Below are 22,534 nucleotides of genomic sequence, written 5' to 3'. Positions count from 1 at the left end.
GGCATGACGGAGCGCCGCGATCCGAGCTCGGTCGATCTCGTCCAGGATGCCTCGCTGGACGCCGCTGTCCACGAGGGCGCGGCGCAGGGCCTGCCCGGCGCCTCGGGCGCGCTGCTCGATCCGCGCATCCTCGCCGCCTGGCGCGAGTGGCTGGCGGCGCTCGCGACCGACGCCGAGGCCGCCATCGCCGCGGCGCACGTGTACGGCGAGCTCGGCCCCGAGGCGCGCGAGGCGTGGCTCGACGTGCTCGCCGAGGACGCGCCCAAGCTGCAGGTCCCCGCGGTCGCGATCTACGCGCCGCTGCTGTCGGTCGAGAGCGACGCGGCGCGCCGCGAGCGCATCGAGGTCGCGATGGGGGAGGGGGAGCGCGCCCCGCGTCCGGCCGCGGGCTTCGCGCTGCGCGGCATCGCCGCGGGGGGCGATCGCGTGGTGGCGCTGGTGACGCCGCTCTACCTGCGCTTCGTGCGGGTGCTCTGGTGTCGTTATCTCCCGGAGGACGGCATCGCATGGGCGCGGCACGACCCGATCGTGCGCGCGGAGGAGGCGCCCGGCCCTGGCATGGTGCTCGACGGCGCGCAGCTCGAGGCGACGCCGATCAAGCTGGTCATCGAGGAGCTGTGCCACGCGATCCTCGCGCAGCAGCGCAAGGGCGCCGAGCTCCCGCCGTCGCTGCAGCTCTGCGCCGATCTGTTCGACGCGCACCTGGAGGGGGATCCGCTGCCATGAGGTCGCTCGCGCCGGCCGGCTTGCCGCTCGTGCTCGTCGCGCTCGGCTGCGCTGGCGGCGGCGACGCGGTCCGTGAGCCCGCGGCGGCGTCGCCCGCGGCCGCGGCGGAGGCGGCGCCGCCGCGGGGCCCGGCGCTGAGCTTCTCGTACGAGACGCTCGACGGGCGCGAGCTCTCGACCGCGTCGCTCGCGGGCAGGTTCAGCGTGATCGGCTTCGTGGCGACCTACGACGTGGCGTCGCAGGCGGAGGCGCGGTTCCTCGCCGGGTTGCTCCGCGATCACACGCCGCGCATCAACGCGGCGCTCCTCGTGCTGGAGGCGAGCGAGAACCGGCCGCTCGTCGAGGCCTTCGCCGCCACGCTCAAGCTGCCGTATCCGGTTGCGCTCGCGGACGCCCCGACGATCGCCGGGGAGGGGCCGTTCGCCGGGCTGCACCACGTGCCGAGCGTGGTGATCCTCGACCCCGAGGGGAGGGAGGCGTTCCGGCACGTGGGGCTCATCACCCAGGAAGCGCTCGAGGGGGTCCTTCGCGGCCTGGAGCGCGAGAGGGCGCGGCCCGCGAGGTAGGTTTTGTCCGCCGACGCGCGCCGGTCTGGGCGATGATGGCGCGCATGCTCGACCACATCGGTTTTCCGGTTTCGGACTATGAACGGAGCAAGGCCTTCTATCTGGCGGCCCTGGCGCCCCTCGGTTACGGGCTCGTGATGGAGATCACGCCCGAGATGACCGGGGGTGCGGACAAGCACGCTGGTCTGGGGGCCGACGGTAACCCGCAGTTCTGGATCGGCACGGGCGCCGCGCTGCAGGGCCGCATGCATGTCGCCTTCGTCGCGAAGACGCGCGCCGACGTCGACGCCTTTTACAAGGCCGCGCTGGCGGCTGGAGGCGCCGACAACGGCCCGCCGGGGCTCCGGCCGCAGTACCACCCGGGGTATTACGGGGCGTTCGTGCTCGATCCGGACGGGCACAACGTCGAGGCCGTGTGCCATGGGCCCTGAGCCGTGATGGCTTCAGGGGGCTCGTCCTCACGAGCTACGGGGATCGTGGCTTGATATGAAGAAAGAATAAGCGCAGAGGCGCAGAGGCGCAAAGGCGCAAGGGGATGAAGAGAGAATAAACACAAAGGCGCAAGAGAGTAAGAATGTCTCTTCCTCTCTCTTTGCGCCTTTGCGCCTTTGCGCCTTTGCGTTGAAATCTCCTCCCCCGTGTCGACTCGGTCGACGCCGGCGTCTCGCGCGATTTCGCGATCAGAGCCTGCTCAGGAGATCGGTCTTCTTCGCGGCAAACTCCTGCTCGGTGATGATCCCCTTCTGCCGCAGGTCCGCGAGCCGCTCGATGGCAGCAAAGATATCCCCCTCCGCACCCGACGAAGCGCGGGGCAGGGCGGCCGCGGCCTGCGCCGGAGCTGGCGCAGCTCCAGGCCCCGGCTGCGCGGCCGCGTCGCCGGAGACGAGCGGCAAGCTCTGCACGCTCACGACGCCGTACTGGCTCGTGAACGTGGCCGACGACCCCGACCCCTGCTGCTGCGACACACCGCCGATCTGGTGATCGAGCGTGTCATAGACGCTGACGCGCCCGTCGACGTCGACGGCCAGCCGCCGCGCGCCGGGGAAGACCGCATAGCGAATGTTGTTCTGCGACCCGCTGGAGCTCGGCGCCCCGAGCTCCCCGGGCCACCAGCTCCCCGAGCCGCCCCCGGACGCCGGAACGAACAGGCTGACCGGCGAGCCCCCCAGGCCTCCGCTGCCGCCTTGTTGCTGCTGCTGCTGCCCGCGCTGCGCCGGATAGCCCGCCGGCGCAGGAGCGAACGGCTGGCTGGCCAGCAGATTCGACAGCTCGGCGCACAGGCCCTCCACCGTGGCCTTCAGCGCGCTGTTGAACATGTCCCCGATCATGGTCATGCCGCCCTGCATCCACTGCCCAGCGCCGCCCAGCTCGGGGTGATGGAACTGCGCCATCGTCCCGTTCCCGTTCACGAGCGCCTGCAAGAGCGTCATCACCGCGTCGGTGCTGACGAAATAGCGCTGTGACAGATCGGAAACTCTCCGCTGACCTTCGGGGGTGAGTGGCTGCATGAGGCGCTCCGGGAGAGAAGCGCCGAGCCTTGCACGGCGGTCCGCCGCTCGCAATGCGGGCGAGCGGCGATGAGGAGGGAGACGACCGCTCAGCCCGCGAGCTTGCGCGCGCTCGCGAGCTGGACACAGACCGCGACGACCTCCATGGCGACGCGAATCTGCTCGAGCGGCGGCAGCGACGGCGCGATGCGGATGTTCCGGTCGCGAGGATCGCGGCCGTACGGGTACGTCGCCCCGGCGCCGGTGAGCTTCACGCCCGCCTTGTCGGCCAGGCGCACGACCTCCTTCGCGCAGCCGTCGGGGGTGTCGAGGCTGATGAAGTAGCCGCCGCGCGGCGAGGTCCAGCTGGCGATGCCCTTGCCCCCGAGCTCGCGCTCGAAGATGCCCGTCACCGCCTCGAACTTGGGCCGCAGGAGCTCGGCGTGCTTCTGCATGTGGCTCAGCAAGCCCTTGTAATCCTTGAAGAACCGCACATGGCGCAGCTGGTTCACCTTGTCCGGGCCGATGGTCTGGATGCCGAGGTGCTTCTTCGCGTCCGCCACGTTCGCGGGGCTCGACGCCATGGCCGCGACGCCGCTGCCCGCGAACGAGATCTTCGACGTCGAGGCGAAGACGATCGGCCGGTTGGGGTTGCCCGCGGACTTGCACGCCGACACGATGTCCGCGAGCCGATCGCCCTCGGCATAGAGGTCGTGGACCGCGTAGGCGTTGTCCCAGAAGAGGCGGAAATCCGGGGCCGCCGCCTTCATGCCGGCGAGCCGGCGGACGACCTCGGCGGAGTACGTGGTGCCGGTCGGGTTGCTGTACTTGGGGACGCACCACATCCCCTTGATGGCCGCGTCCTGGGCGACCAGCCGCTCGACCTGATCCATGTCCGGGCCGGCGTCGTTCAGATCGACCGCGATCATCTCGATGCCGTGGTGCTCGCAGATCGCGAAGTGGCGATCGTAGCCGGGGCTGGGGCACAGGAACTTGACCTTCGGCTGCTTCGCCCAGGCGCCGTTGCCGTCGGGCACGCCGTGGACGAGCGCGCGGACCACCGCGTCGTGCATCATGGTCAGGCTGCTGGTGCCGCCGACGATGACCTGCGCCGGGGGCACCTCGAGCAGCTCGGCGAAGATGGCCTTCATCTCGGGGAGCCCGTCGAGGCCCCCGTAGTTGCGCGTATCCGACCCGTCCGAGGCGACGAGGTCGTTCGCGGTGGGCAGGGCGAGCAGGCCGTTCGCGAGGTCGAGCTGCTCGGACGACGGCTTGCCCCGCGTCATGTCGAGCTTGAGGCCGCGAGCTTCAAAGGCAGCATAACGTGCCTCGAGCTCCCGGGTGAGCGAGGCAAGAGCATCGGGGGACAACGAGCGCAGTTCGGTCATGGCGAGCGATGTCTAGCAGAACTTCGCGGCCGCGTCGCGACCCGCGTGGGCCCGCGCCCCCCGCGCCGGAAATGCCGCGGTCGGCCGCGGAAACGCCGCAGCCGGGCCGCCCGTCGCGCCCCTCTACCCCCGCCGGCGCCTCCGCCCTCGCGGCCGGCGCCTCGCCCGCGCCTGGGCCCGCTGTGACAGCCGCCCTCCGCCGTGATGCGTTTTGCCACGAGCCCTGTGCCGCCGCGCCCCGTCGGGCCCAGAGGCGGCGTCGCCGGGCTCTGGTACGGCCGATGCATCGGGCCGGGTGATCTCATGTTCAGAGGAGGATCCATGGCTGTCGAGGCCCTGCGCAAGAATCACATGATGGCTCACCTGCTCGGCGCGCTCGAGCGCGGCGAGTCGATCGGGCGCTACGGTCGCCTGGTATTCGCGATGATCGCCCACCACTTCCTCGATCACGACGAGCTCGTCGACTGGCTCGGCCGCGACCCGGAGGGCGGCGCCGAGGAGGCCCGCTCGCTCGCGATGCAGGTCGAGCGGCGCGGCTACAGCCCGCCGCGGCGCGAGCGGATCCTGGAATGGCAGCGACAGCAGGAGTTCCCCATCATCCCGAACGCCGACGATCCCGACGAGGGCAACGTCTACAAAGACCTCGAGTTCCCCGAAGAGGTCTATCAGCATATCAATGAGTACTACGAACAGAAGGCGGCGAGCTGACGGCGGCCGCGGCCCCGCAGGGCCGGGACCCGAGCTCGCGCGCCGGCGCCTGCTCGGCATGGGGAGTGCTGGGGCCCTGGTCGGGCTCCTGGGATGCGGGCGAGGTCAGGCGACCACGAGCCCGTCCGGGCCTCCGGAGGAGGATGAGGCAATGCGCGCCGGCGCCATCACGAACGATCCCTCGCGCCTCCGGGCGCGGCCGAGAGCCAAGCCCGGGGGCGAGCTCTCGACCGGGCTGAGCCCGCTCGGGCTGTCCCCGCGGCGCGACGGGCTGCTCTACGTCCCGGCGGGCTACCGGCCGGACCGCCCGGCGGCGCTCGTGGTCCTGCTGCACGGGGCCGGGGGCAGCGCGCACCACGGGATCGCGCTGCTGCGGGAGCTGGCGGACGCGGCGGGGCTCCTGCTGCTCGCGCCCGACTCCCGCCATTCGAGCTGGGACATCATCTCGGACGACGCGTACGGGCCCGACGTCGACTTCCTGGACCGCGCGCTCGACCAGCTGTTCCGCGGCGCCGCGGTCGATCCGGCGCGGATCGCGATCGGCGGCTTCTCGGACGGCGCGTCGTACGCCCTGTCGCTCGGGCTGACCAACGGCGACCTGTTCACCCATGTGATCGCGTTCTCGCCGGGCTTCATGGCCCCCGCGGAGCAGCGCGGCCGGCCGCGCATCTTCATCTCGCACGGCACGCAGGACCAGGTGCTGCGGATCGACCCCTGCAGCCGGCGCCTCGCGCCCCTGATCCGGGTCGCCGGGTACGACCTGCGCTACGAGGAGTTCGAGGGCCCGCACGTGGTACCCCCGGAGATCGCGCGCGACGCCCTCCGCTGGTTCCTGCCCGCGGAGGGCTGAGCTCGACGTGCCAGAGAGCCAGAGAGAAGAGAGAAAACCGCATCCGCGGTGGACGCCGGGACGAGCCCGGTGGGGGGCCGCCGGGACGAGCCCGGCGGAGGGGCCGCCTCACTCCGCCGCGATGGCTTCCTCGCTGTAGGTCGTGTGGCGCACCTCGGGGTTGTTCTCGAAGTACGCCTTGCCGGCCAGGCGCTTCACGAGCGGGCTGAACCGCTCCGCCGCCTTGCCCGCGAGGAGGTCGCGGACGAGCGCGACGTCCTCGCGCGCCCGCGAGAGCGTCTCCGGGTCGGTCAGGAACGCCTTTGCGGCCACCGCCTTGGCCGGAGCGGCCTTCACCGCCTCGCGGACCGCCGCCGCCGCCGCGCGGACCTTCTCCGCGGCGCGCTCGGCGGCCGACTGCTTGATGAGCGGCGCCACCTCGTAGACCAGGTTCGCGGCCGACCCGGCGACCCGGTGCGGCGCGTGGTGCAGCGGGCTCGCGTACTTCGGGTGCTTCTCGAGGAACGCCCGCACCTCGGCCTCCGTGACGCCCGCCTCCTCGTAGGCGCGGGCGAGCTCCTGCTCGGCCAGGATGCGCGCCTTGAACATGTACATCTGGATGCGAGAGTAGAAGTTCGTCGCGCCGTCGCCGCTCGTCTCGACCGCGCAGAAGATCGTCCCCGGGTAACGCGCCGTGATCAGCGACTGCACGCCGTCGGAGACGCCCGAGGACGGCATGCAGCCGAACGGCTTCACGCTCACCGTGAGGTGCGCCTTCGACTTCACGGCGTTCACGATGAGCTTGCCGACCTCCATGTGCCCCTCGCCGCCGCGGAGGTCGTTCGAGTAGTAGTCCTTCGCCACGTCGGCGACGAGCTCCATGTCCGGGAGGTGGTAGTCGAACAGGCCGAGCGGCAGCGCGAACGCCTGGAAGCCGACGCGCAGCGCCGACTCGGCGAGGCGCATCGTCGCGAGCCGCTTCGCCACGCCGAACTCGTCGAGGCCGGCCAGGCCGTAGTTGCCCTCGTCCGCGCCGCGCAGATCGCGCCGCTCGCGGGTGTCGCGGGCGCACTCCCAGATGTTGTAGAGCAGCCACGCGGTCGTGAGCTGGATGTCGTTCTCGCCGCCCTCGCTCTCGAGGAACTTCTGAAGGGCGTAGTTGCCGTCGCCCTCCGTCGTCATCGCCCAGAACTCGCCGATGATCGACGCCTTCGCCTTGGGCCGGAGCTTGTCCACCCGGACGGCCTCGAACTCCTTGCGCGCCTCGTAGAGCGCGCGGAAGACGTTCGTCTGCTCGTAGAGCGCCTTGTAGAGGATGCGCTTCGCGCTCTCCATCGCGCGGTTCGTCGCGCCGGGCTCGACCTCGTAAGGCCGGACGCGGTAGCCGAGCGCGTTCAGCGTGTCGCCGCAGACGATCGCCTTGATGATCGCGATGAAGAAGGCGGGGTTCATCTCGAGGCCGACGTCGTCGCCCGTCGCCTGCGAGAGGCCGCCCGTCTGCTGGAAGAGCATCACCCGGAAGCCGTCGAAGCCGGCGTCGCGCAGCGCCTTCCGGTACTCGGTCACGTACATGCCGAACCGACACGGCCCGCAGGCGCCCGCGGTCAGGAACACGTAGTTCTTGATGATGTCCTCGGTCGTCATCCCCTGCTTGTCGCGCAGGTCGATGAGGTACTTCACCAGGCCGCCGACCGTGAAGTACGTCGGGTTGCACTGCCCGCGGTTGCCGAACTCCTTGCCCGTCTGGAGGCCGGCGTTGTCGCTCATCCCGAAGTAATGGACGTTGTAGCCGAGGCCCTTCAGCGCGCCCTCGCACAGGAAGTCCTGCGCCGCGGTGAGGCCGCTGATGAGGAGCGTCACGTTGTCGCGCTCCTTCTTCGTCATCTTCGGCTTGAGCATGTTGTCGACCCACTGCCGACGCTCGGCCTTCAGGCCGAGCCGCTCCCGCTCGGCCTCCTCGAACGCCCTGAGCTCCGCCTCGATGTCGATGTCCGCCTTGATGGATTTCTTCTCGCCGACCAGAGGAAGGCGCGTCTTCTGCGTGATCGTCTGTTGCATGGCGTGGCTTCCCTTCGCTCGGATGCTGGAAGGGGGCCGGGCGCGCCGTCCCCCCCTCGACCTTGGCCGTGTCTTCAGGCTTCCAAGGGGACGACGGTCCCGTCGGACTGCTTCTTCTTGAGCTGGACGAGGCCCGTCTTCGGCGCCTCGGGCGGAGACGCCGGCGCGACGTAGCTCCGCACCTTCTCGGCGAGCGCCGCGATCTCCCGCTCGAGCGCGGGATCGGTGATCTTGCGCGCCGCCTGCTGCTCGCGCTTCAGCTCGAGCAGCTCGAGCCGCTTCTCGTCGATGCGATGGACGAGCTCCGCCTTCTTCTTCGCCGCGTCCTCGAGCGCCTCCTCGTGCAGCTTGAGGCTGTGCGCGTACGTCTTCACGCGGATCTTGATCGAGCCGCCCGGCTTGTTGGCGTCGATGTCGTGCAGCGCGGCGTACGGCGTGGCGCTCGAGCTCACGATGCTGTCGATGATGCCGTACGTCGGCGCGTCGTGGCCGCACTTGAAGCTCGAGAGGTCGAGCAGCACGACGTTCGGGTGGCGGGCGGCGAACTTGACCGCCCAGACCTTCTGCGCGCTGTTCGCCGAGTAGTTCTCGGGCCAGACGTCGTTGATGTCGAGCGGGTGCTGGCCGTTCGCGATCTCGTCCTTGAAGTACCGAGCGAGGTACTCCATGTCGCGCGGGAGCGACCGGACCGAGAGGATCGGATAGCCGAGCACCTGGAACTCCTCCGGGATGCCGTGGTTCAGGCCCGGATCGGAGTGGTACGGCCGCCCGACCATCAGGATGGCGACGCGGTTCTCGGCCTCGACCGTCTCGAGGATCGCCCGCCCCTTGTCCTGGAGGTCGCGCTCGAACTGCGAGAGCGCCCGCATCCCCTCGCGGTGCGCGTGGTCGCTCTCGTCCTCGGTGACGCCGAGCCGCGGGCCCCACGTCTCGAACATCCGGCGCGCCGTCAGCGTCATCTCGGAGAACGTGAGCGGCGGATCGAGGTACTCGATCCCGCGCGTCTTGAAGAAGTCGATCTCCTTCGTGAACGCCGCCTTCATGACGTCCGGCACGCCCGCGACGATGGGGCAGCTCGTCTTGTCCATCACCCCCTCGCCGAAGCTCGGCACGTGGGTGAGGATCGGGAAGAAGATGTAATTGAGCTTCTTCTCGTCCGAGTGGTGGGTGAAGAGGAGGTTGTGGATGTGGGCCTGCGCCACCTTGGAGGGGAAGCAGGGGTCGATGGAGCCGTACTTGCCGCCCTCGACCCACATCTCCTCGCTGGTCGCGTCGCTGAAGACGACGTTCTGCTTCGGGACGCCGAGCGCCTCGAAGTAGGCCCGGTAGTACGGGCCCGTCGAGTAGATGTTGAGGACCCGCGGGATGCCGATGCGGACGCGGCGGAGGCGCTCGCGCACCTCGGGCCCGCTCCGCCGGAACGGGCGCGTCGTCTCCACCCGGCGGATGCCGAGGAAGCCCTTCTTGACGACCACGTCCTTCACCGGCGCGCCGCCCTCCGGCAGCGGCGCCGTGTCGTAGAAGTGCCGGAAGGCGAGCTTCGACTCGTAGTCGACCAGGTTCGGGAACTGCTTCGCGATCTTCTTCCGCTCGGCGACGAGCGCGAGCATCGCCTGCTCGCTCTCGACCGTGCCCTTCTCGCACGAGAAGCCCGAGATGTAGCGGCTCGTCGTCCCGTCGGGCCGCTTCGCGTCGATGAACGTCCGCTTGCACTCGTTCGGGCAGAAGTGGCAGACCGTCTCCTCGTCGTTCTTCGTCGTGTATTCGAGCGCGATCGCCGCGTCGATCCCGATGAACGTCGAGCGGCCCCTGCGCTTCACGACCCGGAGCGTCTCGAACGCGGCGCCGAGCGCGCCGGCCTCGCCGGTGTGCGGGTGGACGAACACCTCGGCGCCGGGGACGCGCTCCTTGATGTAGTCGACCTGCGCCTTGACCGCCGCGAGGTTGTACTGCGTGCCGCCCTGGAGCACGTAGCGCGTGCCGAGCGCCGCGAGCCGCGGGATCTGCACGACGTACTGCCACACGTTCTTCGGCAGCACCTGGGCGAGGCCGGCGAGCAGCTCCTCCTTCGAGAAGCCCTCCTTCTGGAAGTTCACCCGGTCGGTGTCGAGGAAGACGGCGCAGCCGTAGCTGAACTTCGGCGCGAGCTCGGCGCCGAACGCGGTGTCGGCGTACTCGGTCACCTTCAGGCCGAACTGGTCGGCCATCGCCTGGAGCAGCATGCCGTTGCCGGCAGAGCACGAGTTGGAGAGGCGGAAGTTCGCGATGTCGCCGTTCTTCATGAACAGGACCTTGATGTCCTGTCCGCCGATATCGCAGATGACGTCGACGTCGCCGAAGAACTTCACGGCGCTCATCATGTGGGCGACGGTCTCGACGATGTTGACGTCGGCCCGCATGCACTCTTGGAGCACGTCGGCCGCGTACCCGGTGCCGCCGAACCCGAGCACCTCGAGCTGCGCGCCCTGGTCGATCACGTACTGCCGGAGCTGGGCGAGCAGCTCCTTCGCGTCCTGGATCGGGTTGCCCTTCGAGAGCTGGTAGGCCTTGCAGACGATGCTCCCGTCCTCGTCGATGAGCACCGCCTTCGACGAGGTGGAGCCGCCGTCGAGGCCGATGACCCCGCGCACCACCTGGCCGGGCGCGAGCTTCATCGGCGTGAACCTCGGGATGCTGTAGAGCTTGCGGAACTCCTCGACCTCGTCCCGCGTCTTCACGAGCGGCGGGCCCGCGCTCTCGCCGAGCCGGGCCTTGCGGCCGTTCGTCATGTACTCGATGAGCCCGGCCTTGCCGGCGTAGAGGCCGACCTCCGGCGCCTCCTTGAGCCCGTACACGCAGGCGCCGAACGCCGCGTAGTACTGCGAGTTCTCCGGGACGAAGATCGTCTCCTCGATCGGCCGGTCCTTCGGCCAGCCGTAGCCGCGCTCCTCCCAGGTCTCGGGGATCCGCTTGCGCCAGCACTCCTGGAGGAAGGGGAGGTAGGTGTTGGGGCCGCCGAGCAGGATGACCTTGTGCTTCAAGGTCGAGCCGCGCGTGAGCACCGACAGGTTCTGGAGGACGATCGCGTCGGCGAGCGAGCAGAGGATCTCCGTCGAGGGGATACCGCTCTTCACGAGGTTCACGATGTCCGTCTCGGCGAAGACGCCGCATTTCGCCGCGACGTGGTGGAGCTTCGAGTCGTCGAAGTGGATCTTGACCACCTCGCTCGACGGCAGGCCCACCTTGATCATGCACTTGTCGATGGTGGCGCCCGTGCCCGAGGCGCACTTGTCGTTCATCGACGGCGCGGCGGTCTTGTCGCCCGTCTTCTCGTCCCGCTGGAAGATGATGATCTTCGCGTCCTGCCCGCCGAGCTCGATGACGCTGCCCACGTCCGGGTGCAGGTTCTCGACCGCGAGCGTGACCGCGTTGACCTCCTGGACGAACTTGGCGCCGAGGCCGGCACAGAGGGGCGCCGCGCCCGAGCCCGTCATGAACACCCGCCAGCCCTCGCGCGGCGACGCGGGGAACGACGCCTCGATCGCCTCGAGGAGCTCCAGCACCTTCTCCGGCTGCTTCGTCTGGTGCCGCTGGTAGTCGCTCCAGAGAATCTCGAGCGTCTGCGGATCGAGCACGACCGCCTTCACGGTCGTCGAGCCGACGTCGATGCCGACCACGACCGGATCCTGGATCTGCCTTCCCATCGGGGCTCCTCCCACCGCCGTCGCCGGTCACCAGCGCCCGACTGACTGGCTGGTCAGTCGTGATGGCTACAACGGGATGACCCGAAAATCAAATGATTCGGTGCGTCTTGGCCGGCGGCGATCGCCGGCTTCCGGGGATCTGCGTCCGGGGCGCAAGGTTTCGCCGCTGGGCTCGGCGGGGCGCGTCCGGTACGTCGTCCACCGTCCGCCGATCTTTCCGGCGCTTTTCGGGCGGCACGCCCGGGCGACGCCGCGGCGGAGACATCGCGCCCCAGGTGACGGGCCGGTGGTGGTAAAGCGACCGGCCCATGAACAAGTCCGAGCGCCGCCAAGCCCTCCTCCGGGCGGCGCGCGCCGTGTTTTCCGAGAAGGGCTATCACGAGGCGAAGGTCGACGACATCGTCGCGCTCGCGAAGGTCGCGAAGGGGACGTTTTACCTGTACTTCCCCGACAAGCGCTCGGTGTTCGGCGAGCTCGTGCGCGGGCTCTTCTCGCGCCTCGGCGGCGCCATCCTGCGCGTGGATCCGTCGGCGGACGTGGAGGCGCAGGTCAAGCACAACATCCGCGCGATCGTGGCGGTGCTGCTCGACGATCCGGCGCTGACGAGCATCCTCCTGTCGCACGCGGCGGGGCTCGATCCGGCGTTCGTCAAGGAGCTGCGCGCCTTCCGCCAGGAGGTGAAGCTGCTCCTGGAGCGGAGCCTCGCCGAGGGGCAGCGGCTCGGCGTCATCGAGCCGGGGGACACCGAGCTCTACGCGACGTTCACGATCGGCGCGCTGAAGGAGGTGCTGTTCGAGAACGCCCTCGAGGACCAGGCCCGCCCGCGCGAGCGGATCGTCACGGCGCTCTACGATCTCCTGCGGCGCGGCTACCTCCGGATGGACCCGGCGCCCGGCCAGCCGGCGCTGCGCGCCGAGCCCGGCCCGCCGGCGCCGGGCGCTGAGCCCGGCCCGCCGGCGCTGCGCGCCAAGCCCGGCCCGCCGGCGCCGCGCACCGACGGCGAGCCCGAGGCGCCCGCGCTGGAGGACGCCGCGCCCGCCCGGGCGGCGCGCGCGGAGCGGGCCAGCCCGCCGCGCGCCCGCCGCGCCAGGCCCCGAGGGAACTGACCGGCGCGTCAGTCAGGGCGGTGACTATGCAGGTCCGGCGGACGGCGTACGGCCGAGGCGCGGCAGGACGATGTGCACGATGAAATTGTGCAGGGTCCGGGTGCCGAGCTGATCCGGGGAGATGCGGTCGAGGAGCGCCGGGACGTCGAGGCCCTCGGCCTGCAGGACCTCGCGGCGAAAGGCGATGTAGCCGGCGATGACGTCGTGATCCATCTCGGGGTGGAACTGCACGCCGTAGCAGGTGCTCGTGAAGCGGATGACCTGGTGGTCGTCGAGCTCGGTGAACGCGAGGCTCCGTGCGCCCTCGGGCAGCGTGCCGACCGTGTCGACGTGCGTCGCGTGGGTCTCGAAGCTCGACGGGAGGCCGTCGAAGAGGACGTCGTCGGCGCGGCGCTGGACGCGGATCCGGCCGATCTCGCGGCCGCGCGGGTTGCGGATGACCTCGCCGCCGAGCGCCTGGGCGAGGATCTGGTGGCCGAAGCAGATGCCGAACGTGGGGGTGCCGGCGCGGACGACGTCGCGCAGCCACGCCTCGCAGCGGAGCATCCAGGGCTCGCGGTGGGGGACGTTGGCCGAGGAGCCGGTGATGACGAAGGCGGCGATCCCCGGGGCGTCGGGCGCGGGGAGCTCGCCCGCGCGGGCGTCGAAGACGGCGTAGCCGCCCCGCCAGGCGGCGCCGATCGTCTGCTCGATCAGGACCGCGAACTCGCCGCGCCGCTCGAGGACCGGGGGCACGGGCGCACCGGTCTTCACGATGACGATCTTCTTGTCCTTTTCGTCCTGTCCCACGCGGTCAAGATAGCAGAGCGGCCGCCTCGGCAAGGGCGGGGGCTTGGCAGCGCGGGGCGGGGGCGCGAAGATGCGCCCGCATGTCGGCCTATGTCGTGTCGCGCCCCGTGTGGCGGCGGTTTCGCCCGCGTTTCCTGGCTCGCGCTGCGGCGCACGTGAGGGCCGGCGGGCACGCGGCCGTCGTGCTGCCGGACGAGCGGATCGATCTCCTCCTCTCGGTCGACGCGCAGGGCAAGCTCACGGAGCTCGGGCTGTGGTCGCTCCTGTCGATCGAGCAGCAGCGCTTCCGGCGGGTGACCGAGGGCCCGGCCCAGGGGCTCGCGACGGCGCGGGTGAAGCGGCAGTACGAGGGCTCGGTGCTCGACTGGTGCGAGCGCGACAGCGTGCACGCCGGGGCGATCCGCGAGGTGGCGCTCGACTGCCTGGCCTGCGGCGCCTGCTGCCACGACGCGAACGTGGTGCTCGACGACGTGGATCTCGCGCGGTGGCGGGGGGCCGGGCGGGGCGACCTCACGGGGCGCGCCTACGTGCGGCGGTCGCGGGACGGGAAGATCACGCTGCGCTTCGCCGCGAGCGGCCGCTGCCAGCACCTCTGCGAGGACAGGCGCTGCGCGATCTACGAGATCAGGCCGGACAACTGCCGCGCCTTCGTCGTGGGGAGCGAGGCGTGCCTGTCGGCGCGCGAGGAGACGCTCGGGCTCCGGGACGGGGCGGCGCTGGGCTAGGCGCGCGGCCCCTCACGGGAGCGGCGCGCAGCCGGGGTAGAGCGCGTTGAAGTCGTCCCTCTTGAGGTACACCGTGACGACCTCGGGGTACTTGAACAGGCCGCCGGACCAGCCGTCCGGCCCGCTCGCCTCGGCGAAGCAGCCCTCGACGAAATCCGCCGAGGCGTTCTCGCAGGTCTGCAGCTCGGGGTGCGCCAGGTCGCGGCAGGGGCCGGCGAAGGAGAGCTCGCAATCCTCGCTCGCGCCGCAGGACCGCGAGGGCACACCGGCGCTCGGGTTCGCGCCGCACTGCGCCTCGACCGCGGCGCCCGCGCACGCGTACATGCCGTGATCCGGGCCGCTGCCGAACAGGTTGCCGTAGAACGCCGCCTCCTGCGCGTTGAACTGCGCCCGCTCGGTCGTGGTGGTCCCGAGTGCCTCGTGCTCGCCGCGCAGCGAGATGGGCACCTCGACGCCGTAGCCGTTGACGTGGGCGAGCAGGCACGCGCTCACCCAGCGCTGGCCGGCGGGATCCAGCGGCTCGTCGCGCCAGTCCGGCGCGACGCCGACGGCGCCGGGGAAGGTGTAGGTCACGCCGCCGTGCGCGCCGCTGAGGCTCTCGCCCTCGGGCAGGGCGCACCGGATCACGTAGGTGAGCAGCTCGCGGCCCTCGGGGGTCTCGATGAGCTCCGTGGAGGAGAGGTCCGCGCCGCTCGGCGACAGCCCGCCCGCGGACAGGCCGTTCATCGAGAGGCGGTTCATCGAGAGGCGGTTCATCGACAGGCGGTTCATCGACAGGCGGTTCATCGAGGTGAGCGCCTCTCCCGTCGACCCGAGCTGCCCCTCGGCGGGCTCGCTCTCGAGCGCCTCCGCGAGGCAGCCGGTCTGCGCGACACCCACGGCGATTGCCGCGACAAGGATGAGCAGGTCATGCGTGCGTGACATCGATCGCTCCTGGGGCGCTCCTGGGGCCGAATGCCTCGAGCCGACGGGGGTCTCATGAGATCGCGGCGAGGCGCCTCGACCAGCGGACGATCGCTCGTGGCTCACCTCGATCCGCCCGGGCGCTGCGGGGTGTGCGAGACCCAGAAGCTGCCCTGAGGCACGGCGCTTCTGCCGATGTCGGGCACTGCAACGTCCAGGCCGCGAGGGCGAGCTCGCAGGGGCCGCGAGCATCCGGGCAGGCTCGGCCGCCGCGCGTCCGCCCGACGACCCCGGGAGCCGGCGCTGGATGGTGCAGCTGGCCACATGGGGCGATTTGTCGCGGGCTCGCGCGCGCGATCGCGCGATCACGCGATCGCGCGATCGCGCGATGAAAGCCGCGGGTCGCCGCCCTTCGAGGGCGGGTGCTCTCGGTTCGCGACGTCCCCGTGCGCTCCGCGTCCCACGTGGTGGGAGGATCGCGCGCGGGAGGCGCGATGCGCGCGCGGGGCGGCGAGGGGGCACGCTCTCTGATACGTAGGCGTCGAGAGGCGCCAGACGATGCAGAAGACCGAGGGTGAGCTCGCGCGAGGGCCGGAGGAGGCGGGGGGCGGGCACGAGGTTGTCGAGGGGGCGAGGGGGCGGACCGCCGCCGCGCGGGTCCGGGCGCAGCGCGCCGCCGGGCTCCTGATCTTCCTCGCCAACGGCTTCTGTATCGGCACCTGGGTGACACGCATCCCCGACTTCAAGCGCGCGCTCGCGCTGAGCGAGGCGACGCTCGGCAACGTGCTGCTCGCGCCGGCGCTCGGCGCGTTCGTGGGGATGCCGCTCGCGGGGTGGCTCGTCGCGCACCTGGGGAGCCGGGTCGTGGCGGTGTCCGCCGGCGCGGCGTTCGCGATCAGCCTGTTCGGGCCGGGGCTCGCGCGGACGCCGGCCGAGCTGTTCCTCGTGCTCACGTTCTTCGGCGTGTCGAACGGCGTGATGGACGTGTCGATGAACGCGAACGCCGCCGAGGTGGAGGAGGCGTGGGGGCGGCCGATCATGTCGTCGTTCCACGCGCTGTACAGCGTCGGGGGGCTCGCGGGCGCGGCGGCCGGCGGGGCGCTGGCGCACGCCGGGGTGGCGCCCGCCGCGCACCTCTCCCTCGCGGCGGTGGCGGTGCTGCTCCTCGTCGGGCTGCTCTCGCCCTGGGTGCGGCCCGGCGTCCCCGCGCCGGAGCCGCCGAGGAACCCGTTCGCGCTGCCGCCCCGCGCGATGTGGCCGCTCTGCGCGATCGCGTTCCTGTGCATGTTCGGCGAGGGCGCGATGGCCGACTGGAGCGCGGTGTACCTCCGGGAGACGCTCGGCACGACTTCGGCCTTCGCGGCGACGGGGTTCGCGGCCTTCTCGGTGGCGATGGCGGCGGGCCGCTTCCTCGGCGACGGGGTGAGCAGCAGGCTGGGCCCGGTCGCGGTGGTGCGCGGCGGGGCCGTCCTGGTGACGGTGGGGCTCGCCGCGGCGCTGCTGATCGGCCGTCCGATCGCCGGCCTGTTCGGGTTCGCGTGCGTGGGGCTCGGGCTCTCGTGCGTCATCCCCACGGTCTTCAGCGCGGCCGCGCGCTCCGGCCCCACGGGCACCTCGATCGCGGCCGTCGCGACGTTCGGCTACCTGGCGTTCCTCGGCGGTCCGCCCGTGGTCGGCCACATCGCCGCGGCCACGAGCCTGCCGTTCGCGCTGTCGCTCATCGTTGTCGGGGCGATCGCCATCGTGCTGCTCGCCGGGGCCGCGGGCGGTCCGGCGAAGGCGGCGCAGGGCGCGGGGAGCCTGGCGGGAGAGCGCGTGGAGACGTGAGGTGCGGCGAGGGAGGAGACGGTTTTCAACCATCCCAGAAGCTCGCCGTCGTCCATCCGCCTGTCTCTCCGTCGAGGATCCGGATGCCCTCGGCCTCGATCGCGTCGGCGAGCTCCTCGGTGGTCCCGTCGTCGCCGGAGACGGCGACTTTCATCGTGCCCCAGCGTTCTCGTGCCCATGTCACGATGGGGATCAGCTCGCGGGAGCCTCGAGCCCGGACATCGACGACAGGAATGCCGCGTGTCGGACTCGACTCCCAGATGGCGTACGCTGCGGAGACATACAACCTCGACCGCGCGTCGCTGCACTCGCGGACGAAGGGCACATTCAAGTGCTCGGGGAGCTCGCCCCACGCCTTGAGCGGGATCGTCAGGAGCGCGCTGGCATGCCCCATCGCGTCCAGATCGGCGTTGAACGCGAGCCGCTCCAGCCACGAGACCACGCCCCCACCCACGAACTCGAAATGCCCATAGGCCGCATCGCAGGACCACATCGCCCCGGTCGCATCGCACAGGTACGACTCGAACTCCGGTCCCCCTCCGATGCAGATCATGTCGAGATCTCCCCACCGGTAGAAGGGCCACTCGCCTCGGGAGAGCTTCGGGGCGCCACGGGCGACCGCGACGGCTGTCGGCGCTGCTCTCCGCGCAGCATCAGGGAGGTCCTCGATGCGCCATAGCCCCAGCCACATGTTTCCCTCGCCAGGTCGCAGGAGCAGCGTCCGCCCGAGGAGGAGCAGCTCCGCCGGAGCGCCGGCCATCGACGCGGGAGGCGGCGCAGCGGGGAGGGCTATCGCATGGCGATGGAAGTATTCCCGCAGGCGGACACTGCCGAGCGCCGGCGGATGACGGCGAATCCGCTCGAGGCGCGTCGGCGTTGCTTGGACCGTCTCCATCACGTGACCGCGAAACATTCGCTGCTGTCGGATCAGATCCCGCCCAGCGATCGAGACGACCACCTCGTCGTCACCGGTGCCGTGATGCGGGTGCTCGAATCGCCCCTGGATGGACTGTTGCTCTATATCGCTGACGAAGGTGAGCTGCGCATCCGGTGCCGGCATGCTCGCGCAGAAGCCCAGCGAGCTGCATCGCTCCAGGACCCGTGCGGCTCCATCGACGGAGCGCGCGAGGAAATGAGAATCCCAGCACAGGATCTCATCGTCGCCAAAAGCGTTGTTCACGGCGTCGCTCGCGCCCAGACCGAGCGCCAGCGCGAGATCTCGGCCCCAGCGTCTCGGGAGCGTCGGGCGCACGTCCTTGCACACGAGCACCGGGATCCACGAACGATACTGCTGCCGTAGCACGAGCAGCTCGACACAGGCCCGCCACGACATGGTCGAGCCCAGATCCGCTGTCCCCCATACGCCGTCAGGTCGTTCGTTCAAGCGGATCCTTGTATGTCCTATGCCCCAGAGGCAATAGCCGCGCTGGCACTCGTCCGTCGGAGCGTCGATCGTGGCCGGATATCCCAGCGTGGTGCCATCGACGACGGGCATGCCTCGCCGACCCGTCAGCTCGTAGAGCTCGTCGTCGAGCTCACGCGTGGGTGACAGGTCCGCCAGCGGCGTGCGCGGGACCACGGGAGCGGCGCGCAGTGCGTCGAGCGCGCGGTCGGACCAGCGGGTCGTCAGAGCGTTTGCCATCTGCCCTCGTGGTAGTGCCACTTCCCTAGAGCGTCGGTTGGATGCTTCGATGGATCTCTGTAATCCTCCCTGAAGGGCTTCCCCCACTCGGGAGGAGAGACGGCTGAGGTGCCCCCGGCCGGCATTTTCTTGGTCAGGCCATGTTCGGGATCGTTGGGGTCGAGCCCTGCCAGTTTCCAGAGCCGCGGAAGCGTCTGTGAACAGTTAGGGCATGCCTGCTTGATCTGTCCGTCGCCGTCCCACTTCGCCTCTATATTCTTTGTGTCCTTGAGCGCTTGCTGGAGGTTCTTCCTACCCTCTTCGGTCTTCGTGTCGATGCGCTTTCCAGTAGTCTGCTCCCACTGCTTCAAATAGTCACTCATGGCTTTCGGCTCGGCGCAAAGGGCCGGGTTCCGGTCGAACTTTCCTTGCTTCGGGACCGCGGAAGACTTCGGTAGAGCGTCTTTTACGGCTTCGTGTAGGTTGCTCTTCCAATCCGGGTCATAGCCGGACGTGCCCATCCCGGTGATCTGCTTCCCGTCGCTGGTGACCCCGGTAACCGTCCCCTGCATGGGGATCGCGTCGGGGTTCAAGGCATCCAAATCGATGAGGTCTGTGGGGCTCCCTTCGGCATATACGTACTCCCGCAGGCTCCCCTCCAGCCGGATCGGCTCCGGGCTCAGGTACTGCCCCGTCTCCGGGTCGTAGTACCGGTACCTGTTGTAGTAGAGCCCCGTCTCCTCGTCCGCGTACTGCCCCGGGAACCTGAGCGGCGTCAGCCCGGCCTGCTCGCCCTCGACGCGCCCGAACAGCGACGCCTCCACCGTGCCGACGAGCTCTCCATCCCCCGTCAACAGCGCCTCCGGCATCCCGTTCGGCGCCTCGACGTAGTACCGGACCTCGGCGTGCTCGCCCCGCCGCACGCGATCGGCGAGCGGCAGCTGCGCCTCCGGCAGCACGGCGTATGCCCGCTCTTCCACGACCGGCTCGCCGCTCGTCGCCGCGCGCTCGCGGATCTCGTGCACCAGCGCATCCCCGCTCCAGGCATAGCGCGTGATGCTCTCGACCACCCGATCCTTCTCCACGCGCTTCTCGAGCCGCCGCGCGAACGGGTCGTACACGAAGCGGACCACCCGATCGTCCGGCAGCCACACCGCCTGGAGCAGGTCGCCGTCGCCCCAATCGAAGCGCCACGAGCGCCCGTCGCCAGCGGTCTTGCTCGTCACGCGCCCACCGTCGTCGTACGCGAACGTCACCCCTCCTCGCGAAAGGAGCCGCCCGCCCGGCCCATACCTTCGCTGCGCCCCGCTGTCGTGGAGCTCCCCGCTCGGCCCGTGGCGGAACCCCTCGAGCACCTCCCGCCGCGCTCCCGCGGCTCGCTGGCGCGCCAGGATCATCCCGTTCCCATCGCGCGGGAGCTCCAGCGAGCTCCCCCCCACGCTCTCGCCCACGGCCCCGAGCAAGCCCGCCGGCGACCAGCCATAGCCGCGCGCGAACGTCACCCCGAGCGGCCTCGGCCCCACCCACGCGGGCTCGCCTGGCCGCACGGCCGGCCCCGCCTTGGGGCTCATCACCTTCACCCAGGCCAGCAGGCCATCCGGCGTCACTGCCTCGGCGATGCGCCCGCCTGCGGGCAGGGCCCGCTCCACCAGGTTGCCCGCCGGATCGTAGCCCAGCCGCACTGCCCCGCAGTCGCCGAACGACACCTCGACCGGCCGGCCCATCACGTCCCGCGCGATGTGCATGGCCCCGAACGGCCCCGACGTCCGCACCGCCTTGCCGAGCGTGTCGTACGCCGTCTCCGTCGCCGTCCGCTGGCTACCCCGCGTGACCGTCTCGCGCACCACCCGTCCGCGCGCGTCGCGCGCGTACTCGCAGGTGACGTCTCCGCTCGTGATGCGTTCCATCCGGCCGAGCAGATCGTAGGAGATCTCGTCCCTCCGCCCGTCCGAGAAGCTGCGCTCCACGAGCCTTCCGCACGGATCATACGCCAGCTCGACGCGCCCCGCGCCGTCCCGGATCTCGACGATCCGGCCCATCCCGTCGTGCCGGTACGCGATCCGGCGCCCGTCGAACGTGTGCTCCTCGACGATGCGCCCCTCGCCCCGGCGCACATACCGGTGCTCCTCGCCGACCTCGTTCACCACCCGAACGAGATCCTGCTCGCGATCGTGGAAGTACCGCACGGAGCTGCCGTCCGGGCGGACCACCTCCGTCACGACACCGATCCCGCCCCAGCGCAGCGTGGTCGCACGCCCGTCCGCGTCGACGATCCGCGACAGGCGGCCATCGGCATCATACCCGTAACCGTCCGTCGCTCCGCTCGGCCGCCGCACGGACACGAGCCTGTCGCATGCGTCGTAAACATAGGACGTCTCGAACCCCCGCTCGTCCACGAAGCTCGTCACCCGTCCCAAGAAGTCGTATCGAATCCGCCGCGCCGACCCGTCCGGCTCGACCACCGCCACGCGGTTGCCGAGCGCGTCGTACTCCATCCGGGTCACGCCGCCGTTCGGGAGGACCGCCTCGATGAGCAAGCCCCGCTCGTCATAGCGAAACGCCACCACGGGCCCGAGCTCGTCGAACACCGCAGTGACATCCCCTTGCGCGTTCCGCTCGTAACGCGCGAATCCCCCGAGCGCGTCCCGCATCTCGGCGATGGCGCCCTGCTGGTCGTAGACGTACTCCGTCCTCGCGCCCATCGGATCCACCACGGCGCATAGCCGCCCGACCTCATCGCGCTCGCAGCGCCACGTGTGGCTGAGCGCATCCTGGTACTCGAGCACGTTGCCCGCGGCGTCGAACCGGTACGAATGCACGTTCCCGTGCCAGATCACCTTGTCTGCCTTGTCCAGGCGGTTGCCCTCGACGCGCCGCTGCGAGCGCGAGGTGATCACCTCGACGAAGACGCCACGGTCCTCGATCTTGACGTGGCAGAACCCCTTCGCCTTCGTCTCGCCGTCGTCCAGGGTGTCAGGCACCTCGCGGTCGAGCGCGTCGTTGCCCGGACGCTCGCACCACGCCTCGACGCAGCGGCCCCGGTCGTCGTAGCGAAAGTGCGCCACGAGCCCCCCGGGCTCGCGACGCCTCGTCAGCCGGTGCTCTTCATCGTACTCGTACCGATGCTCGTGTCCTGACGCGTCGATCGCGGCCGCGAGATCGCCCCGCTCCCCGTACCGGTACGTGCGAAACGACGTCCATCGCCCCTGCGCCGACGCGTTCTTCACCTCGAAAGCGGCGATCCTGCCGTCCGGGTGTCGGCGGACGCGCACGATCCGCCCTGCGCTGTCGATCACCTGCGACAGGCGATTCCCCTCGTACGTCAGGCGAACCTCGTTTTCGTACCGATCGACGATACGCGACAAGAGCCAGCATCCCTCCCGTCGCTCGCCGAGCACGTACAAGAGCCCTTCCGCCTCCAGCGTGTAGCCGGCCGCGTGGCGCGTCAGCCGGCCGCAGGGCAGCGCGACGGGGTGTTCCGGCTCGGGCACGTCCGCCGTCGTCGGCGCGGCGTTCGGCTCCAGCACCCGCAGCGTCCTCCTCCGCTCCTCGATGCGCCAGGCCAGCGAATGACTCCAGCCGAAGCCGAGGCCCAGATCGACGTCACATGTCTCCGACGAGTAGCTCCGCTCGATGACCAGCGGAATCGGACCCGGCAGCGCGAGATCGATGACTTTCGCGGTGTAGACCCGCCCCGTCACGGGATCGACCGGATCTCCCGCCGATGTGCCTCCGCCGCGCCCATGGGACGGGTTCGGGCAGCCTCCACCGCTCCCCGGGCCGCAGGAGCCGGCGTTCTTGCCGCCACCTCGTGCTCCCTGGCCGCCGCCCTTGCCGTCGGCGCCTTGCCCGCCCCCGCCGCCGCGGCCTCCGCGCCCCCCGCCGCCTCCTCCGCTGCCCCCGCCGCCCAGGATCCATGTCCCGGGGTTCATGCCAGGGATAGCCGGGATGTTCGGAACCGGAGCCGTGCGCGCCATGGGACGAGGGTCGCCGGCGGCCACGCGCGGCGTCAATTCGCAGCACGTTGCCGTCTCGCAGGCGAGGAAGGTGTGCCAAGACGACCTTGGCCTGTGCCAATCGAGGGGGGTCCGACACTGGCTCAACCGCAATGCATTGCG

The 22,534-nt window shown here is 70.5% G+C and carries 16 protein-coding genes; 8 read left to right on the top strand and 8 right to left on the bottom strand.

Going from position 1 to position 22,534, the window contains the following annotated elements; genetic code table 11:
• Positions 1-3 precede the first annotated feature (3 nt).
• The 3 genes from NQZ70_RS38170 to NQZ70_RS38160 are packed head-to-tail and all read left to right on the top strand — an operon-like array spanning position 4 to position 1,723.
• Positions 4-726, top strand: a complete 723-nt coding sequence (locus NQZ70_RS38170; RefSeq protein WP_129578628.1) for a hypothetical protein — start codon at positions 4-6, stop codon at positions 724-726.
• Positions 723-1,292, top strand: a complete 570-nt coding sequence (locus tag NQZ70_RS38165) for a TlpA disulfide reductase family protein (RefSeq protein ID WP_129578627.1) — start codon at positions 723-725, stop codon at positions 1,290-1,292. Before NQZ70_RS38170 ends, NQZ70_RS38165 begins: the two co-directional genes overlap by 4 nt.
• Positions 1,293-1,336: 44 nt before the next feature.
• Positions 1,337-1,723 (top strand): VOC family protein, encoded by a 387-nt coding sequence (locus tag NQZ70_RS38160; RefSeq protein WP_129578626.1) that lies wholly within the window; start codon positions 1,337-1,339, stop codon positions 1,721-1,723.
• Between the two features lie 249 nt (positions 1,724-1,972).
• Here the strand turns inward: NQZ70_RS38160 and NQZ70_RS38155 are convergent, their stop codons facing one another.
• On the bottom strand, positions 1,973-2,800 hold the full coding sequence (locus NQZ70_RS38155; RefSeq protein ID WP_129578625.1) for an SHOCT domain-containing protein: 828 nt from the start codon (positions 2,798-2,800) through the stop codon (positions 1,973-1,975).
• An 89-nt stretch (positions 2,801-2,889) separates the two neighbouring features.
• Entirely contained in the window at positions 2,890-4,167 is a 1,278-nt protein-coding gene (locus NQZ70_RS38150; protein WP_129578624.1) for an aminotransferase class I/II-fold pyridoxal phosphate-dependent enzyme, read from the bottom strand.
• A gap of 321 nt (positions 4,168-4,488) precedes the next feature.
• Between NQZ70_RS38150 and NQZ70_RS38145 the strand changes: the two genes are divergently transcribed.
• Complete coding sequence (locus NQZ70_RS38145) at positions 4,489-4,875, top strand: hypothetical protein (protein WP_129578622.1); 387 nt, start codon at positions 4,489-4,491, stop codon at positions 4,873-4,875.
• Between the two features lie 151 nt (positions 4,876-5,026).
• Positions 5,027-5,725: an alpha/beta hydrolase gene (locus NQZ70_RS38140; RefSeq protein WP_129578621.1), complete on the top strand. Its 699-nt coding sequence runs from the start codon at positions 5,027-5,029 to the stop codon at positions 5,723-5,725.
• A gap of 108 nt (positions 5,726-5,833) precedes the next feature.
• Here the strand turns inward: NQZ70_RS38140 and NQZ70_RS38135 are convergent, their stop codons facing one another.
• The gene (locus tag NQZ70_RS38135) at positions 5,834-7,762 is read right to left on the bottom strand and encodes a 2-hydroxyglutaryl-CoA dehydratase (protein WP_129578620.1); all 1,929 of its coding nucleotides are present in this window, start codon (positions 7,760-7,762) and stop codon (positions 5,834-5,836) included.
• A gap of 74 nt (positions 7,763-7,836) precedes the next feature.
• Positions 7,837-11,445, bottom strand: coding sequence for a BadF/BadG/BcrA/BcrD ATPase family protein (locus tag NQZ70_RS38130; RefSeq protein WP_129578619.1), 3,609 nt, complete (start codon positions 11,443-11,445; stop codon positions 7,837-7,839).
• Positions 11,446-11,753: 308 nt separating this feature from the next.
• Here NQZ70_RS38130 and NQZ70_RS38125 point away from each other — a divergent pair, with 308 nt between their 5' ends.
• Positions 11,754-12,551: a TetR/AcrR family transcriptional regulator gene (locus NQZ70_RS38125; RefSeq protein ID WP_237244402.1), complete on the top strand. Its 798-nt coding sequence runs from the start codon at positions 11,754-11,756 to the stop codon at positions 12,549-12,551.
• 24 nt (positions 12,552-12,575) lie between these two features.
• Here NQZ70_RS38125 and NQZ70_RS38120 read toward each other — a convergent pair whose 3' ends face one another.
• Entirely contained in the window at positions 12,576-13,340 is a 765-nt protein-coding gene (locus NQZ70_RS38120) for a glutamine amidotransferase (protein WP_129578618.1), read from the bottom strand.
• 80 nt (positions 13,341-13,420) lie between these two features.
• On the opposite strand from NQZ70_RS38120, the gene NQZ70_RS38115 reads away from it, so the two are divergent.
• Entirely contained in the window at positions 13,421-14,065 is a 645-nt protein-coding gene (locus tag NQZ70_RS38115) for a YkgJ family cysteine cluster protein (RefSeq protein WP_129578617.1), read from the top strand.
• A gap of 12 nt (positions 14,066-14,077) precedes the next feature.
• Here NQZ70_RS38115 and NQZ70_RS38110 read toward each other — a convergent pair whose 3' ends face one another.
• Complete coding sequence (locus NQZ70_RS38110) at positions 14,078-14,989, bottom strand: hypothetical protein (RefSeq protein WP_129578616.1); 912 nt, start codon at positions 14,987-14,989, stop codon at positions 14,078-14,080.
• Positions 14,990-15,526: 537 nt separating this feature from the next.
• Here NQZ70_RS38110 and NQZ70_RS38105 point away from each other — a divergent pair.
• On the top strand, positions 15,527-16,795 hold the full coding sequence (locus tag NQZ70_RS38105) for an MFS transporter (protein WP_129578615.1): 1,269 nt from the start codon (positions 15,527-15,529) through the stop codon (positions 16,793-16,795).
• Positions 16,796-16,820: 25 nt separating this feature from the next.
• On the opposite strand, the gene NQZ70_RS38100 is transcribed toward NQZ70_RS38105, so the two are convergent.
• Together NQZ70_RS38100 and NQZ70_RS38095 are read right to left on the bottom strand one after the other, a co-directional pair.
• The gene (locus NQZ70_RS38100; RefSeq protein WP_129578614.1) at positions 16,821-18,437 is read right to left on the bottom strand and encodes a hypothetical protein; all 1,617 of its coding nucleotides are present in this window, start codon (positions 18,435-18,437) and stop codon (positions 16,821-16,823) included.
• Positions 18,422-22,348, bottom strand: coding sequence for an RHS repeat-associated core domain-containing protein (locus tag NQZ70_RS38095; RefSeq protein ID WP_272829150.1), 3,927 nt, complete (start codon positions 22,346-22,348; stop codon positions 18,422-18,424). Before NQZ70_RS38095 ends, NQZ70_RS38100 begins: the two co-directional genes overlap by 16 nt.
• Between the last annotated feature and the right edge of the window lie 186 nt (positions 22,349-22,534).

It is taken from the genome of Sorangium sp. So ce836 (assembly GCF_028553905.1).
GTDB lineage: Bacteria > Myxococcota_A > Polyangia > Polyangiales > Polyangiaceae > Sorangium > Sorangium cellulosum_D.
Note: the sequence above shows the minus strand (reverse complement) of the source record. Positions and strands in the feature narration are given on the sequence as shown.